Raw genomic sequence first — 16,016 nt, 5'->3', positions numbered from 1 at the left:
CTCACTCGTTCCACTTTAAAATCTATAGGAAGGCATTCCCATTGGTTACGCAGCTCTGCCTCGCACCGTGAGGACGCCTTCGAAGAGCTTGGTGACACGCTCGTTTGGCGGAACGGCCAAGGCCGCGTTGATCGCGGCCTGGTTCAATCCACGCCGACCCTTTGCAGGTGTTCCGTCGGCTGCGACGGATCCCGACGTCGGCGCGGCGCCTGGAGCCGACGAGGCGGGGTTGACGTCATCGGGGGCCTGCGTGGCCTCGATCACGCGGAGGCTGTTGGCAGCGACCGCCGGGTCGACGCGGATCTGGGGCATCTCGGGTGCCGGTATTTTGGTGCGCGCCGAAAGCTTCTTCTCGGCATAGTAGCGGACCTTCTTTCCATAGGTCGCGTACATGCCTCGCCGGAAAACGATCAGATCGTTCTCCGGCAGCAACTCGACTTCCTGAGGGAGCATCAGCGGCCGGCGCTGATCGGAGTCCGAAGTGGAGCCGCCCCCGCCGCCCCACGTTCCCATCGAGCGCGACCGCGCCTTGAACGTGTAGCTGCCGAGCTGGTCCGATATCTTCTTCGCTTCGGCCAAACCGGCCGGACGAAGCACGAGCCGTACTGCGCAGTTTCGCTCGATATCTGCCGCCACCTTGTCCCCATAGACGCCCTGGATCTGTTCGAGCGACTGGAACGCCGGCAGCATCCGCAACCCATAGCCGGCGACATAGCTGAACGCGTTTGCGAGCACAGTGCATTTGCCGAGACTCGCGAACTCGTCCAATGCAAGCAGTACCTTGATCTGATGCTTGTCCCCCTTCGGCAGCTCGCGGACGTTGCGATCGATGAGTTGCTGGAAAAGCAGGCCGTAGATCGGCGCAATCCGCTCGAGGTCATCCGGCGACACGCCGAGATAGAGCGAGATCCGCTTGTCGCGGAAATCGCTCAGATCGAAATCGCTCTCTGAGGTTGCCGCATCGACATATGGGTTCAGCCAGCCGTTGATCTTGGACGTAACCGACTGACGCAATCCGGAGAACGTGTTCGCCGACGAGCCGGTGTAATCCTTGATCGCGGAGACGCATCCTTCCGACAGGGGCTTTCCGGCCCTCTTACGATCGGCGATGATCTTCGGGAAACGCCGCTGGGCATCGCTGGCCGCGAACTGGCGGTACACCTCGCCAAGCGTGAAGGGGAGCGCGTCCTCCCCATCGTCGACGGTCGCCGCGACATAGGCAGTGATGCCGAGGAACGCGGTTCGCGCGCCCTCGGCCCAGAACTTCTCGCCCGTGAGCGGATCGGGATAGAGCATCGCCGCGATCTTCTGAAGCTCGTTGATGACCTCCACCGGATCATGCCGGTTGATGTAGCTTAGCGGATTCCACCGCACGGTGCGGCCAGTGGGATCGAGCGGGTTGAAGAGCAGCACCTGCTGTCCGAGCACCTTCAGCCGATACCCCGCCGTGTTGTCATAATTCTCCTGCTTGATGTCGAGCACCACTAGAGAATCGAGCCAGTCGAGCAAGTTCGGGATGATGACGCCCACCCCCTTGCCGGCACGCGTCGGGGCTTCGAGCATCACATGCTCGGGCCCGCCGAAGCGCATCACCTTGCCGCCGAACTTGCCCAGCACGATGCCGGCCGAGGCGAGCATCTTGCCGTTGCGGACCTCGCCGACCCGCGCGAAGCGCGCCTCGCCGTGGAGCTTTTGCCGCGTGAACAGCGTCGAGACGATGATGACGACCGTCAGGACGAGGCCGATCCCGAAGCCAATCAGGAACGGCTGATAGACGATCGGATAGCCCTTCAGCGCCCAAAGCGCGGCAGGCACCTTGCGCCACGGGGTATGGGCGTTGAGGAGGTGGGCACGCCACAGGACGGCGACGGCGCCGATCGCGGCGCTCACTAATAGGCCGACGACGCAGAGGAACGCGATCGCGCCCGGCTGCGACCCTTCGTCGCTTCGCACCCACTTTCCGTTCATGCCGGCACTCCCTTCAGTCGGTCGGCTTGCTCGCCGGATCGAACCACACTTCGGTCATGCGATAGCGTGCCGGCTGGCCCTCGCCGGGCGGCAGGCGGTGCATCTGCACGACGATATCGACGAGGGAGCGCAGCAGCGCGCGGATGTCGTGGCGGTCGAGATCGTTGCCGCCCTCCGATTCCTTCACCAGCAGCGTCAGCTGCTCGAGCGCGCCCTCGGCCGTATTGGCGTGGACCGTGGTGATCGATCCGGGATGACCGCTATTGACGTTGCGAAGATAGAAGAAGGCGGTGCCGTCCCGCAGTTCCTGCAGAAGGATGCGATCGGGCCGCATCCGCAGCGCCGATTCCAGCAACTCCTTGGCGCCCGCCTTCTGGAGGCTCTTCCCATCCTCGGCGTACATCATGTGGACGTGGTTGCGCTGGGGTACGACGAGCTCGCGCGTATCCTCGATCGTCAGGATTCGCTCATAGTCCGGGATCAGCTTGATGAGACCCTTAGAGAAGCTCGTCTTGCCGGAGCCCGTCGCGCCTGAAATGAGGATGTTCTTGCGGGCTTCGACCGCCAGTTTGAAGAAGGCGCGCCAGTCGCCCGCCTCGCGCAGCCGCAGCAGATCGGGGTCGACCTCCTCGTACAGGCCGTGCGCGCGGACCTCGCTGAACAGGCCGGCACGTTCGAAATCGTCGATGTTCATCGTCACGCCCGACGCTTTGCGGATCGTGATCGAGATGAAGCCTTGCTCGACCGCCGGGGGAACGACGACCTGCGCGCGCTCGCCGCCCGGCAGGACCGAGGAGCAGATCGGATATTCGGAATTGATGTCCTGCTTGGTCAGCCCCGCGATCAGCTTCGCCAGCGTCATGAGTGCCGCATTGTCGAGTGCGGGCTCCTCATGCCACTCCCAGCCATTCCGCGTCTCGAGGCCGATTATCCCCGGCTCGTTGATGACCAATTCGGTCACATCGTCGCGCAGAAGGTGCCGTCGGATCGGCTCGGCATTATGCTCGTAGATCAGCGACGTCGGACTGGATGCCACGGCCTTAACGCCTCAATCCCACGTCATAGACCGAGCGGAAATCGAAGTCCTTCGCGACGAAGATCGCCGCGGTGTCGCCCTGGTTCTTTTTCAGGATCGGTTTGATGTTCATGGTCTGCTGCAGGACGGTCTGCCCGGTTTGCCCAGGAACCTGCGTGGTGTTGCTCCCCTCATTGGCAACCGCCCGACCGGCAATCTGCGAGGCATCCTCCAATACCGAGATGACGAGCCCGACGCCAAAACGTGCCCAGAACTGGGTATCAACACCGCCTGGCAACCCGGCTCGACCAAGGCTGTCCGCTGCCGGCGACCCGAGGTCGATCGCGACGCCACGCGGCGTCAGGGCGCGCGTCCACAATACGAATAGGCGCGCTTGCCCCTGCGTGATGCCGCCGGAATATTGCCCCAGCACCTTGGTCCCCTTGTCGAGCAGGACGATGCGGCCGTTCTCGGAATAGACGTCGTGATTAATGACACAGGACACGAAGCCGGCCTGCGTCGAGTTGATCGCCGTTTGGAGCGTGCAGGGGATGATCGTGCCGGCACTCAGCAGAAGGTTGCGGTCCGCGACCATCGTTGCCCGGACCGTCTGGATCGCGGCATGGCCGAGCTGATCGCTGAAGTCGGTCGAGCCCTTGCCCGCCTCGGCCGGACCGTCTTCACCCGGCGCTGCGAAGCCGCTGGCACCGAGGCCCCGCCGTGCGACAGTGGATTGGCCGCCGCGCGTCCGGTCGTCGAGGTCCGTGCCCTGTTGGGCGTCGGCACCGGCGGAGGCGGGAAGGGCGGCCGAGGCCAGCCCGGTGTTGCCAAAGGCCATGATCGGCGACCGCCGCGCCGCATCGGCCATGGCGCGTGCCTGCTCGGCACGTCGCTGCTCGGGAGATTGCTGTCCGTTCGCCGTTGGGGAGGTTGTCCCGCTCGTTGCCGGCACCGGATTTCCGTTGGCATCGGCGACCTGCGGCCCCGGGGCTGCGGCGATCGGCCGCCCGAAGATGTCGGTTTGCGCCGCGCCGGGCTGGCCGAGCTGACCCGCGAGCGCCGCGCGCTGCGCATTCGGCGATCCCATCACGTCGTCCACGGCACGGTCACTGGCTTTCGCGGGCTGCGCGGCAGCCGCGGTGCTGGCCGATTGGTGAAACGCGCCATAGCCTATCACGATGCCGCCTATGGCGCCGAGCAGGCCGATGCCTGCACCGATAAACGCTAGGTTGCCCCATCCGCCGCTACGCGCGACCGGGCTATCGACCTCGCCTGGCGCAACGGTGTCGGCAGCGACATCGCCCCCGCGGTCAATGACGGTCCCGACCATGTTACTGCCCCTTCACTTTGCGTTCGACGACATTGGAGACGGTGCCCGTTCGATCGCCGCGATCGTTGCGCAACGGCGCCTCGTTGTAGATGCACAGCACCGTTGCCCCGCGCCGGAGGCGCAGCTGACGGTAGACCGCATGGATCACGACGAAATCCTCGCGGACATCGTAGGGGACGATCGTCTCGGTCCCGTCGACATCGACCGCGAAGATCGAGGGAATGTCAGCGTGGCCCGGATAGCGCAGCACGGTGAACTCGCCGTTGTCCGAGATTTCGGTGGGTTGCAGCGCGCTGTCACCCTGCACGGTGTAATTAATATTCCGGGCGCCCTCGATCACGGCATGGTCGAGCGCGGCGGTGGTGATGCTCGCCTCGATCGCCTTGGCAGCCTGGCCTTGGGCAACCTGCACCTGCAACGCCGCCATCGCCCGTTCCTCGCGCGGATAACGGAACCGCACGCCGTACATCGTGGCGCCCGTTCCCAGCGCGAGATTGAAATGATAGGTGCGCGGCACGCCGCCCGCGTTGGTGACGACGATCAGGTTGGTGCCTCCAGCCCTCTCGCGGGGTTTGAGGAAGACGATGTTTCCCACGGGCGCGATCTGCCAGGAGACGGTATCGCCCAGGGCGGCCTGCGTGACCGTTTCGCCGGGCCCGAACTGGATCTCGATCGCGTGCCGGAAACTGCCGACGATCGTCACCACCTGATCCGGATCGTAGTTGACGTTGCGAACGCGAGCGTCCTTGGCCCCAGGGACGGGAGTCTCCGACGCGAACGCAGCGTGCGGCGCGAGCGTGACTGCCGCGGCACCCAGAACCGAGAACGCGACGAGGCGGTGCCACACTACCCCGACCCAGCGCCAGAATCGGTTCCTGGCGCCGTTCTCCGTCAGCACCAACGCCGTCGCCGGCGGTGACAGGCGAAGACCCAACTTCTGGCGCAACGCTGGCAGGAAGGGGACGGTGACACTGTCGCCATTGTTCAACGCATTTGGCTGATCGCTCATGTCACGCCTCCGGGTCAGAACGATAGTTCACGACCTGGAAGCCGAGCGGATTGATATTGCGATCCTTCTCATGCTCCGGCGCCGTCGTGTATCTGAAGGTCAGTATCGCGTTCCAATTTTGCGCGATCGGCGTGTTCTGCCCGAAGGTGATGATCTTCGTGAAGCGGACCTGCGCCACGGTAGGACTGAGGAAACTGATCGTCCGGATCGAGATCGAGACGAAGCCCTTGTCGCCGTAAATGTTGGAAGGCGCGTTCTTGTTGTTGGCCTGAACGCTGTTCAGGTAACGAGCGCTCTCGGCGGAATCGCTGGTGAGCATGACCGTATAGGCGTTCTCGCGCGCAGCATCGTTTAGCCAGCCTTCGCGCAACCGCACATATTGCGAGATGAAGTAGCGGTTGACCGCATCCTCATAGGTGCGCGGCTGCGGCCCCTTGAGCGCGGTCACGACCTGCGTCTCGCCCGAGCTCTTGTCGACCCTGATGACATAGGGCTCGACGGTCTTCAGCGGGCTGAGCATCGCGACTGCTGCAACTGACGCCACAGCGAGCGTGCACGCAGCCGCCGCAACGCCCCAGGCGAGCCGCTTGGACTGGATCGCCGCACGCATACGGTCATATTCCCACGTCCTCGATGTCTCGTAGTATTTCTCTTTATCTTCGGCCTTCACCGCGCCCATGGCGTCGATCCCTTCAGCAGGAGTAGTAGGTCAGCGCGATGTCCTGCGCGGACGTGCGTGGCCCCGATCGCGGGATATTCAGGGCCCCGGGTCCGATGGGGGCGGCAGGCGTACCTCCGGCACCGGGCGTAGGGGGCGGTGCGGGAAGAGGCGCCGGTGCTGGCTCGCGTGATGGCGGCGCCACCATCGACTGCCCTGCGCCCTGCTGTGACGCCGGCAGTGGCACGGGCAAGCTCGGCAGGATCGACCCGTAGAGGTTGGCGGGACGCCGGTGTTTGCCGTCGCACACCGAGACAGGTCTGATATGAGTCCCGGTGCAGCCGCCAAGCACAAGCGTGCCGATCGCCACGATGGTCAGCCTTTTCATACGGTCTCCGTTCGTAAGGTCCCGCGCCCGGCGGTTCCGTGATGCATGGTCTTGGACGGGCCAGCGGTCCTCAAGTGGACCGAGAGGCCGAGCCGCCCGTGGCGCCCCCTCCTGGCGGGGGACGGTTCGCCTGCGTCGCGCGCCGGAACATGAGCCGGTTGGTCAACATGTTCGCCCCGGTCTGCAGGAAGCCATGGCCGCCAGATGACGCACCCCCCGAGATACCCGCGGCGATGGCCGGCGATTGAAAGAAGAAGATCGTGCCGACGATGTAGATCGCCGCGCAAGCGATCGTCGCGACGAGCATTACGGCAGCTTTCAGGACGATGTAGCCGTTCTGCGCCATGACGAAGGACGAGCCGTCTTCGGGGATCGATCCCATGATGCCGTCCATGGCGGCTTCCTGGAGGCCGGTGATGAACTTCGTCATGATCGCCATGACGACCATCAGCAGTATGAAATTGACGGTCTGCTTCAGCCACCCGTCGAATAGCCAGCGGGAGGAGTTGAAAAGCAGACACGCCAGCGCGAGCGGCGCGAGCGCGACGCAGATCGCAACCGACAGCTTGGCAAAAATGACGATGCAAAAGCCGATCGACGCCGACATAAACGCGAAGATGTAGAGGACGGCAACGCACAGATAGGTGATCAGGGTGGCGCTGAGCTGGATCACTGGCGTGCGAAAGTCGGTGATGCCCTTCTGCTCTTGCGACTGAACTTTCTGGTTCGCGTTGACCAACTTTTCCGAGAGCTTGCCGGTATCGGAGACATAGGTATCGAAGGTGGTGCCCGGGTTGGTGACGGGCGTGCCCGATCCAGCCGCGATGATTTCGCTCGGCAAGTTGGTGACCACGTTCACCACAAACGCCGAATAGCCAACCGCACTGGCAGCCGCGAGGGCGAACCCGACCTTGCCGGCTTGGAATACCAGCTCGCGAAGTGGAGCCTGGATAGCCCCTCGTAGCACGGCAAAGCCGAGAAGCAGGAAGTAGATGATCGCCGCCAGGGCCAAAGGCGCTGCAACGAAACTGACGAGCCCCGCCCCGAAGCTCGCAACCGAGGTCGCTATGGCGGTCTCCACATACGAATACATCGTCGTGAACAGCGTCATGATGTTGGGTTGGCCGGCAGCCATTGGATGAGATTCCGATCTTCGGCGATCAAAGCGCAGCGATTAAATCTACTTCTTGCGGATCGTGTTCTGTTTGAAGAAGTCCGCCTCTTCGTTGCCGGCCTTGGTCTGGGCGACCGAGATGGTCGCGTCTCCGGTCGTCGCGCACATCTTGGCCTTCTGATCCGCAGGGAGATGGCTGTACTCCCCTGCATCACACTTCGCCTGCCACTCCGTGAGGAGTTGCGGACTGGCGATCAGCTCCTCGGCGGTAGGCACCATGACGTTCTGCTGGCATCCGCAGACAAGGAGCAAAGAGCAGAGGGATAGTATCTTGCGCATGATCACTTCCTGATCGTGTTGGCACTGAAGAAGGCCGCTTCGTCGCGACCGGCCGCCACTTGCGCCGCGCTGATCTGCATGTTCGCCTGACCGGCCTGCGCCATCTGGATCGCCTGCATCTTGAGCATATCGTTCTGGAGCTGCGCCTGCTCGACCGAGATACGGGCTTGCAGGTCCATCACGTCCTTGGGATCCTTGGCGTACGACAGTTGCTCGCGGAGCTGGTCGAGGCCCTGCATCCGGGTCTGGGTGATGCTGAGCGTATTCTCGCCCAGCGCGGCCGTGGCAGCGGATGAACTGGTCGCGTCCCGAAGCGCCTGGTTGTAGGCCACGTCTGCGTCGGAGGACGAGGTTGCCGGCAGCGCGTAACGAGACTGGATACTCGATGCGAGCGCACCGAGCGAACCAATCTTCGACAGGTCGCCACTGAGCAACGTCGAAGCGTCGATCGTCGTGTTGGGCAGGATGTTGCGCACCTGCGCGTTGAGCAGCTGCGGGGCGAGATTGTTGACGTTGGTCAGCTTCTGAAGCGAGCTGAGCGTGTTCGTTGCTGTCTCGATCTGCTGCTTGCCCTGCTCGATCATCTTGACCGTGTTCTGGACCTGGGCGAGCGCTTGCACATAGGTCGAGGTATCGAAAACAGGGATGCCCTGTGCAGCGGCCGGTGACGCGAACGCAACGAGCACGACCGGCGCGGCTGCAACCATGATGATGCGCTTTAGCGACATGTCAGCTTCTCCTTTGATTGGCGTAGAAATGCGGCAGCCACGCCGCTGGATCGTTGCCTGCCAGGGCAATGGCCTCCTCCATGGCGACGAGGGTCTCCTCGCGGCCAGAAAGCACTTTCAACTCATTGGGCATGCCGCCGAGATCGAGCTTCGCGACGATCGAGGTGTGCCCTTGCTTGACCAAAAAGGTGCGGCTCTCCGGCGTCAGATCCTCACGGATCAGCCGGTACTCCGCGTCCGTCAGGCCCAGTCCGTCGCAATAATCCGATCGCTTGGCGTCCGAGTTGGGAAGCAGGATCTTGGTCGCGGTCTGCTCGATGATTGAGTGCGCGATCGGCGAGCGCAGCGCATCGGCCGGGGACTGCGTGCCGAACACCATAAAGGCGTTGCGCTTACGGAAGGTCTTGAGGCCGTCCTGCGCAAACGCCCGAAAGGCATCGTCCTGAAGCGCCTTCCAGAACTCGTCGACGTCGACCACGACACGCCGCCCGTCCAGCAGCTCGTCGACGCGGTGGAAGAGGTACAACATCGTGGGAGTGCGGATCTCAGGGTTCTCCAGGAAGTCCGTCATGTCGAAGCCGATGAACCGCGCCGACATCGACACCTCGTCCTGCGGACCATCGAAAGCCCAGCCGAGCGGGCCGCCCAGACACCAACGCTCCAGCCGGGCGCCGATGCCCTCGGCATCGGCGTAGCCCAGCATCTCGCGCAGGGCGCTGAACGAGCGTGACGGCGCCGGCAGCCGCATCACCGCCTCGATACCCTCATCGATCAGTCGCTCTTCCGCGACGCTGAGCGGCCGGTTGTCCCGGCGTACCAGGACGCGAATGAATTGCCGCAGAAAAGCGATGTCGTGCGGAGACGGGGTGAGACCCTTCAACGGCGCGAAGCCGGTGGGCTCGCCGTCGCGCAGCGCCAAGTAGGTGCCGCCACACGCGCGGACGAAGATCTCGGCGCCGCGGTCCTTGTCGAAGAACACCTGTTTCGCGCCGGTCTTTTCGAGCTGCGCTTGCAGGAAGTTCTGCAGCACCGTCTTGCCGCCACCGGTTGGCCCGATGATGAGCGTGTGGCCGATGTCGGCACGGTGAAAATTGAACCAGAAGGACGAGCCCGCGCGCGTCTTGAGCAGCGTTACCGCGTCGCCCCAGTGGTTTCCAGACTTCCGGCCTGCCGGGAAGGTGTAGAACGGGCTCAAGCCTGCGAAATTGCGCGTGTTGATGACCGCGGGGCGCGCGCGCATCCTGAAATTGCCGGGAAGCTGCGCCCAGAAGGCGGCCTCCAGTGCGACGTCCTCGCGCGCCATCACCATGCCTGTATCGGCCGCGGCCGATCGTGCGATCGACAAGCGCTCCAGCAGCCGCTTAGGGTTCTCGTCGATGATCGCGATCGAGAGGTGATGCTCGCCCATGGCGAAGCGGTTCGCCATCAGATCGTCGACGCCGTCGAGCAGCTCCTCCGCCTGGCTGACGCCGGCATCGTCCGAGGAAACCATCTGCTTGTATTTTTTGGTGAACCGCTCGCTCGCGACCGACTTCACCAACGGCGCGAAACTCTGGGTCAGCACGAACGGGAAGTCGAGCGTGAGCAGGCTGTTGAACTGACCGGTCCGCGTGCTGGCGACATACTCGCGCACGCCGAACATTCCGAGGAAATGCGACGTGTGCGGAAGCCGGATCTCGGCCGCCTCGCGACCGAACACCACGCGTGAGGCATACAGGGCTTGGCCCAGCCTGCCGTCGAGCAGCGGCACGCGGATGCGGTCGCCGGTCAGGATGAAGTGCAGCACCTCCATCGGTCGTGAAAATAGGATACCGTTGTGCTCATACATCGAGAGCGGCTCCGGAACGACATCAGCAAGCAGCGTTTCGAAGTCGCGGCACTTGTCCGCCATGATCGTGAGCGCGCGATGGTCGATCTCGGCGTTCGCTTTTCGCCTGGAGAAAAGCCGCATCACTTGCTCGCCGGCCATGCTCGACGGCCGGACGATGATCGTGACGTAGAACTCGTTGTGGTAGAGGACCTTCTTCTTCAGCGTGTCGGCGTATTTCTCCTGCAAGGTTCGCGCGAAGTCGGAGTGGAAGTCGCCGCCGAGAACGGGGTCTGTGGCTGTCCGCACGAGATGGGTCCACAGCGCAACGCGATCGTCACCGATCGAGCGCCACGCGATGTTGAGCTTGTTATGCCAGGTGTTGAGGTCGCCGATGTCGCTGGTCTCGAACGGCCGCCCATCGACGTGGTACATGCGCATGAGCGAGCCGTCTTCGAGAGCAACCAGCGTGTCATCGACGTGCCGCGTGTAGGGAATGAACTTGATGTCATCCGTCTCGCGGACAGCGATCTTCTTATGCTTGAGCCTGGAATCAGTCATTGCCGAAATGCTTCCGCTTCACGCCTTTGGCGAGGCGGACGGGAGAGTAGCTCCCGCCCCCCCAGAACTTGCGGTTCTTGGATAGAAAGCCGGTTTGGAACCACAGGCCCCACAGCCGGAAAGCGTTGAAGTCGTAGTGACAGATCATGCGTGCCGGGAAGTAGAGCGCTCCGAATAAGGCCAGGGGGTAGAACGGATTATGGAAAACCCCCCAGATCACCATGCAGACCATGATGATCGGCAGGATCGCCTCGAGCGGCAATCCCATGAACACCGATGGCCTGGTCAGGGCGAGGAACACCTTATCCTCGGCGAGCCTATCCGAGTCAGCCACCCGAGCTGCTCATCCAGCCGACGATCGTCGTGGCCGAAAAGATGATACCGATGCCGATCAGCACCGTGACCGCTTTTCCCCAGTCCATCCGACCGGTCAGCTTGGCATAGCCGACCGCCATGACGGCGATGACGCCGACCACGGACGCAACGGTAGTCATCCATGCCTTGATAGTGTTGAGACCACCTTCGATCGCGGTTCCATCGGCAAAGGCCGGCTGGGCGATCGAAATGAGGGCGAGCGCACCGACAAAGCCGATGACCTGCCGCGCGCGGGCGTCGGACAACATCCGGCCCATGCCTTGAGTGAACTTCATACGGGTCTCCATGGCTTGGGGTTTACCTCTCGAGATCGTGGGTGGGGCGGATCGGCTCGACCTGCCGAACAGGCGTCGGCTCGCGGACCGAAACATCCAGGCCGCGCCGCAGCACGTCCGAGATCAGGTGGCGGCTCTCCAAGCTCGCGGACGTCATCCGTTCCGCGTCGCCATCGAAAGCCGCACCAAGATGCTGATCCATCGCCGCCTGCGCCTGCAGCGCGTTGGCGAGGCGCGGCTCGGCGGCAATCCGCTCCGCCCCGCCATGCAGGAACAGTTCGGCCAGTTCGTCATTTTCGTGACGTCGCTCAGGCGCGGCCTGATGAAGGCGCTCCTCCCGAACAATATGGGTTTCCTGTTCGGGCTGTCGCTCGGGCGCAGCCGTCGCTTCGCCGGTCAGGCGGTCTTCGGGCGTGGCGGCGAGCGCGCCGCCGAGCGGCACGTTCGCATCGGCTTCGCGGGCGACTTCGTGCCGGTTGAGCCCGGAGCGGACGATGTAGATCGCATCGGCGACCTCGCCGTCCCACGCGCCGTCGCGCGCCATCTGGCGCAGACCGTCGGGCTCATAACCGGACCTTGAGAAGGCGCTGACCAGCGTCGGGCTTTCCAAGACCCGCTCCAGCGCCCCGTTCAGCGCATCCCTGTTCAGATCGATACGTTCGGCCTGAACCTTCCTCCGCAAGGGGTCCATGTCCTCGCTGACGGCCGCGTAGAGCGCCCTGCGATCCTGCGTGTGGACGCTCACCGTCAACAGTAGGCGCTTGTCTGCGTCGGACAATTCGGTGCTGCTTCCGCTTGGCAACGGCTGAGGCGCGCCGTTCCTCTCCGCGTCTGCCGACGGCGCGAGGACTGTCGCCTCCGTCGCCCCGACAGCCGCCGTCGGAGCGACGGGTTCGACCGTCGGCGCCGGCTTCTCCGCCACCTCACGGTCGCGTCGTGCAGCATCGGCGCGACGCAGCTCTTCCATTCGCGCCTGTTCGTCGAAGCTCGGCTCATAGCCGCGCACGGTCAGGCCTTCGCGCGACGCCGCCGTCCACAAGGCCTGACGAAACTCAAGCGAACCTTCGACGTCGATCCCCGCCCAGCCATTGTGCTTGGCGATCGTGACCAGGGCCGAGACGGTGTCGGGATCCTCGTTTCGAGCAATGATGCGATCGCCGGCAATCTCGATCGAGGGATCCGCACGATCTGTCGGCAGGAACATGCCGACGCGGCGCTCGCTGCCGTCGGACGGCTCGATGATCCGGACCTGATACCGTGTCGCCAGCTCAGGCGGGATCTGGAACGCAGCCTGTTCGGCTTGCGTCTGCGCGTCGCGTCCGCCCTGCGCAACGCTGTTATCCGCGGTCATTTGAAGACCTCGACTGTGCTGGAAGTGATCTGCCCCACCACCCAGCTATCGATGGCGACCGCAGGTTTGGTCGGGCTCGTCGTCGGAACCGCCGCGGACGGTGAGCCCGGGATGGGCGGGGGTGTCTGGATCGTCCCCATGTCGCTCGCCGCTGACCAAACCCGACCGACATAGCCATTGTGGAAACCGCGCGTCAGCGTGCCGGTGTTGTAGAGCGAATAGGTCGCGGAGATCGCGTCCAGCCCCGTATAATGCTGGATCGCGAGGCCATATCCCGCCCGCAGCATTGCGGATGCGAGTCGCAGGTTCGTACAAGGGTCGAAGGCCTGTTCGACGGTGACACCCAGTCGCGCGAAATTGGCGGAGTTCACCTGGGCCAACCCGACATCGACCGTATAGCCGGCCGCCCTGTACCGCCGCACCAGTGCGGCACCGTCGCCGATCGACGCGGCGCGGACACGCGGCCCCTTGTTGATATTGATCGCCAGATCGTCGCCGCCGCTTTCGGTCACGACGAGGGGAACCACCGCCTCGGTCGCGATCTCGGGGGCGCATTGCTGCGCAAGCATCGTGATCGCGGCTATGGCGTGGATCATTGCTGCGTCACCGTCTGGTAGCGGGTGTTGAGCGCATACCGCGACGTTCCGCCATCGGCCTGCGTCACGGTCAGGTCGTAGCCGTGCTTGGTCTTTTTCATTTTGACGCCGACCCCGGTGCAGGTCGGGAACGAGCCGCCAATAGCTAGGGCGTTCCAGAGTTTCGTGATCGGCGGGACGCACTCGACATATTTCGTCGGCGAACCGGGTGTCGCGAGGCAGAGGATCACCTGACACCCCCAGTCCGACGCGTAGGCGGGTTGTGGGGCCGCAACCGCCACGACGTCGGCCGCGCACAGCGCGATGGCGCCAGTAGTGCCGCCCAGCTTGGTCGTCAGGTATCGGATCATGAGCCACCTCTATGAACTGCGCGCCACTCTTCGGTTGCGAACACGTCCCACTGCGCCGGTGCATTTGCGGCAAGGGCGAGGGCCGAGGCCGGCGCGGTCGGTGCGGGGGCCGCCTCAACTCCGGCGGGCGTCGGCGGGGGCGGCGCGTCGCCTTGTGCGACGGTGATGATCCAGTCCTCGTCGCCTTCGATCGGTCGGGTCCGGTCGATGACCTGTCCGGGTCGCGCGAACGCCACATGCCAGTGGTTCGCGTGACCGCGATCCCCCGGCCCGAGCAGCTCGATGATACGGATACCGCTCTGTGCCATGAGGGCGCGGATCTGCTCGCGGTCGATCGCGTGGACGCCGCCTGCGGGAACGAAATCGACCGCCTGGCCGAACTTGTGCCAGCTATACCGCGCGCCGTAGCTGGCGTTCATTGGGCGGATCGTATCGGTGATCCGCGAGCCAAAGGCGCGACGAACGAGGGCTGCGACGTTCGACGCCGAGAGCGCGCCCACGGAGCCGATAGAAGACCGGTCGTCGTCGATATGCGAGAGCGCGCAGGCATCAAAAACCGTTGCCGGCGTGATACCGTAAGTCGCGAAATCACGGCCGCGGATCGCCAGCGGCCCCGCCTCGAAGTCCGCGCCCAACGCCAGCAGATCACGCACCGTCGCCTCTGCGTCAGCTGCGTTGCCCGGCTGCCGAACGAGGACCGCACCCGAACGAACGGCGACTGCGAGCGACGCGGGAGACGGCGTTCCGGCCCCAGCTAGCCCGGCGGCACAGAGTTGAATTGCCTTCGCTACGATACTCGCGGGAAGCACACCAATGCACCATTGCTAAATTGAACCAAAGCAGATGTCAGCGACTACTGGACATCGACATCAAAAGGTTAAACCTGAAGCAGAAGGCAAACAACAACACATCTGGAGCGATCCAGCCGCGATTATGGAGTGATCCAGGGTAATCTATTGCGAAGAAAGGCGCGGTATTGCACGATGACTGTACGAGATGTGTTTCAAACGGCTTTAGGCAATTGTCAGCTAGGCCAGAATCTAGCGGATTCAGTTGTCGAGTGGTTTCGAGTTGACTGGGACGACGGTGGATATACGGGCCATTCGCTCTTGAAGCTGCAAGCTATATCGGGCGGGTTGGCGCTCTTGATCGCCATCGGCTTCTGGTATTGGCCGTTCGACGACAAGCGGGCTGGGAGGCGCGGTGAGGTTTCGGCCTGCAGCGTCGCCGCGACCCATGACTTCTGCGATGCCGTTGCCGGCCTATCGACGGCGCTCCGCAATCCCTTCTTGCGAGTGGACCGAACCGGCATCCTGCCGCCCCGCGATACGCCAGGGGCCGTCGATCCCTCTATCACTCAGGCGAACATCGGCACGACGATCTGCCGACCCGGCTATGCCCGATCGGTCCGCCCCTCCTTCGCGGTTACCGCGCCCGTCAAACGGCGCTTGATGGACGCGCAGCATCCGGGCGAGTCCTTCGCCGATTACGAACTAGACCATCTGATCCCGATCTCGCTTGGCGGCGCGCCGCTCGACCGGCGTGATCTGTGGCTCCAGCCCCGGCGCGGCCAGGCGAACGCGGCCGACAAGAATGCCTTGGCCTATGTCTTGTGGCGACTGGTTTGCGAGCGCCGCGTGCCGCTTCGGACGGCGCAGCAGGCCATCCGGCGCGACTGGACGAAGGCCTACGACACATACGCGACGCCCGAGAATGTGGCGCGCTACCACTTTGCGCACCGCCAAGAGGAGCGCGACTAAACTCGCACCGGTCCGCCGGATCCGACCCCAACATCAACCAAGGAGTATATCATGCCCCAGAATATTGCCGAGTTCCGGATCATCGGTCGCATCGGCAAAATCACGGCGCGCGAGAAGGTCACCTATGTGAGCGTCGCCGCCAATTATAACCGCCGCGACGGCGACGACTGGAAGACCGACACGCTGTGGAACAGCGTCGTGTGCTTCTCCAATGTCGGACCCCAAGTCGAAGCAGCCGGGAAGGGTGATCTGGTGCATGTCACCGGCCGGGTCCGCGAGAGCAACCACGGCGAAGGCAACGAGGTTTCCTACCGCACCGAGCTGATCGCCGACACCTTCTCGATCCTGACCAAGGCCGAAGCCGAGCATAGCTGATTGGGGATCGGAAGCGG

At 63.8% G+C, this 16,016-nt stretch carries 17 protein-coding genes; 2 read left to right on the top strand and 15 right to left on the bottom strand.

What is annotated here, in order from left to right; translation table 11 throughout:
* Positions 1 to 45 precede the first annotated feature (45 nt).
* From IE187_RS18895 to IE187_RS18825, 15 genes are all read right to left on the bottom strand, one after another.
* Positions 46 to 1,968, bottom strand: a complete 1,923-nt coding sequence (locus tag IE187_RS18895; protein ID WP_189677563.1) for a type IV secretory system conjugative DNA transfer family protein — start codon at positions 1,966 to 1,968, stop codon at positions 46 to 48.
* Positions 1,969 to 1,981: 13 nt separating this feature from the next.
* Positions 1,982 to 3,004, bottom strand: coding sequence for a P-type DNA transfer ATPase VirB11 (gene virB11, locus IE187_RS18890; protein WP_189677562.1), 1,023 nt, complete (start codon positions 3,002 to 3,004; stop codon positions 1,982 to 1,984).
* Between the two features lie 4 nt (positions 3,005 to 3,008).
* On the bottom strand, positions 3,009 to 4,313 hold the full coding sequence (gene virB10, locus IE187_RS18885; RefSeq protein WP_189677561.1) for a type IV secretion system protein VirB10: 1,305 nt from the start codon (positions 4,311 to 4,313) through the stop codon (positions 3,009 to 3,011).
* A 1-nt stretch (position 4,314) separates the two neighbouring features.
* Positions 4,315 to 5,322, bottom strand: coding sequence for a TrbG/VirB9 family P-type conjugative transfer protein (locus tag IE187_RS18880; RefSeq protein ID WP_189677560.1), 1,008 nt, complete (start codon positions 5,320 to 5,322; stop codon positions 4,315 to 4,317).
* A gap of 1 nt (position 5,323) precedes the next feature.
* Positions 5,324 to 6,001, bottom strand: a complete 678-nt coding sequence (locus IE187_RS18875; protein WP_137787550.1) for a VirB8 family type IV secretion system protein — start codon at positions 5,999 to 6,001, stop codon at positions 5,324 to 5,326.
* Positions 6,002 to 6,438: 437 nt separating this feature from the next.
* Complete coding sequence (locus IE187_RS18870) at positions 6,439 to 7,479, bottom strand: TrbL/VirB6 family protein (RefSeq protein ID WP_189677559.1); 1,041 nt, start codon at positions 7,477 to 7,479, stop codon at positions 6,439 to 6,441.
* Positions 7,480 to 7,548: 69 nt separating this feature from the next.
* Positions 7,549 to 7,821, bottom strand: coding sequence for a hypothetical protein (locus IE187_RS18865; RefSeq protein WP_189677558.1), 273 nt, complete (start codon positions 7,819 to 7,821; stop codon positions 7,549 to 7,551).
* Positions 7,822 to 7,823: 2 nt separating this feature from the next.
* Positions 7,824 to 8,549 carry a TrbJ/VirB5 family protein gene (locus tag IE187_RS18860; RefSeq protein ID WP_189677557.1) on the bottom strand — a complete coding sequence of 242 codons (726 nt, stop codon included), beginning with the start codon at positions 8,547 to 8,549 and terminating at the stop codon, positions 7,824 to 7,826.
* A gap of 1 nt (position 8,550) precedes the next feature.
* Positions 8,551 to 10,917 (bottom strand): VirB4 family type IV secretion/conjugal transfer ATPase, encoded by a 2,367-nt coding sequence (locus IE187_RS18855; RefSeq protein ID WP_189677556.1) that lies wholly within the window; start codon positions 10,915 to 10,917, stop codon positions 8,551 to 8,553.
* Positions 10,910 to 11,251 (bottom strand): VirB3 family type IV secretion system protein, encoded by a 342-nt coding sequence (locus IE187_RS18850; RefSeq protein WP_189677555.1) that lies wholly within the window; start codon positions 11,249 to 11,251, stop codon positions 10,910 to 10,912. Before IE187_RS18850 ends, IE187_RS18855 begins: the two co-directional genes overlap by 8 nt.
* A complete protein-coding gene (locus IE187_RS18845) occupies positions 11,244 to 11,579 on the bottom strand; it encodes a TrbC/VirB2 family protein (protein WP_229839537.1) in 336 nt (111 codons plus the stop codon). Before IE187_RS18845 ends, IE187_RS18850 begins: the two co-directional genes overlap by 8 nt.
* 10 nt (positions 11,580 to 11,589) lie before the next feature.
* Complete coding sequence (locus tag IE187_RS18840; RefSeq protein ID WP_189677554.1) at positions 11,590 to 12,918, bottom strand: LPD7 domain-containing protein; 1,329 nt, start codon at positions 12,916 to 12,918, stop codon at positions 11,590 to 11,592.
* Positions 12,915 to 13,514 (bottom strand): lytic transglycosylase domain-containing protein, encoded by a 600-nt coding sequence (locus IE187_RS18835; RefSeq protein WP_189677553.1) that lies wholly within the window; start codon positions 13,512 to 13,514, stop codon positions 12,915 to 12,917. Before IE187_RS18835 ends, IE187_RS18840 begins: the two co-directional genes overlap by 4 nt.
* A complete protein-coding gene (locus tag IE187_RS18830; RefSeq protein WP_189677552.1) occupies positions 13,511 to 13,864 on the bottom strand; it encodes a hypothetical protein in 354 nt (117 codons plus the stop codon). The genes IE187_RS18835 and IE187_RS18830 overlap by 4 nt, the downstream gene beginning before the upstream one ends.
* Positions 13,861 to 14,517, bottom strand: a complete 657-nt coding sequence (locus IE187_RS18825) for a lysozyme family protein (RefSeq protein WP_229839536.1) — start codon at positions 14,515 to 14,517, stop codon at positions 13,861 to 13,863. The genes IE187_RS18830 and IE187_RS18825 overlap by 4 nt, the downstream gene beginning before the upstream one ends.
* A gap of 456 nt (positions 14,518 to 14,973) precedes the next feature.
* Here IE187_RS18825 and IE187_RS18820 point away from each other — a divergent pair, with 456 nt between their 5' ends.
* On the top strand, positions 14,974 to 15,624 hold the full coding sequence (locus IE187_RS18820) for a hypothetical protein (protein WP_229839534.1): 651 nt from the start codon (positions 14,974 to 14,976) through the stop codon (positions 15,622 to 15,624).
* A gap of 51 nt (positions 15,625 to 15,675) precedes the next feature.
* The gene (locus tag IE187_RS18815) at positions 15,676 to 15,999 is read left to right on the top strand and encodes a single-stranded DNA-binding protein (RefSeq protein ID WP_037533373.1); all 324 of its coding nucleotides are present in this window, start codon (positions 15,676 to 15,678) and stop codon (positions 15,997 to 15,999) included.
* Positions 16,000 to 16,016: the final 17 nt, after the last annotated feature.

The sequence above is a fragment of the Sphingomonas glacialis genome, from assembly GCF_014653575.1.
Taxonomy (GTDB): domain Bacteria; phylum Pseudomonadota; class Alphaproteobacteria; order Sphingomonadales; family Sphingomonadaceae; genus Sphingomonas; species Sphingomonas glacialis.
This window is presented reverse-complemented; position numbering and strand designations above follow the sequence as displayed.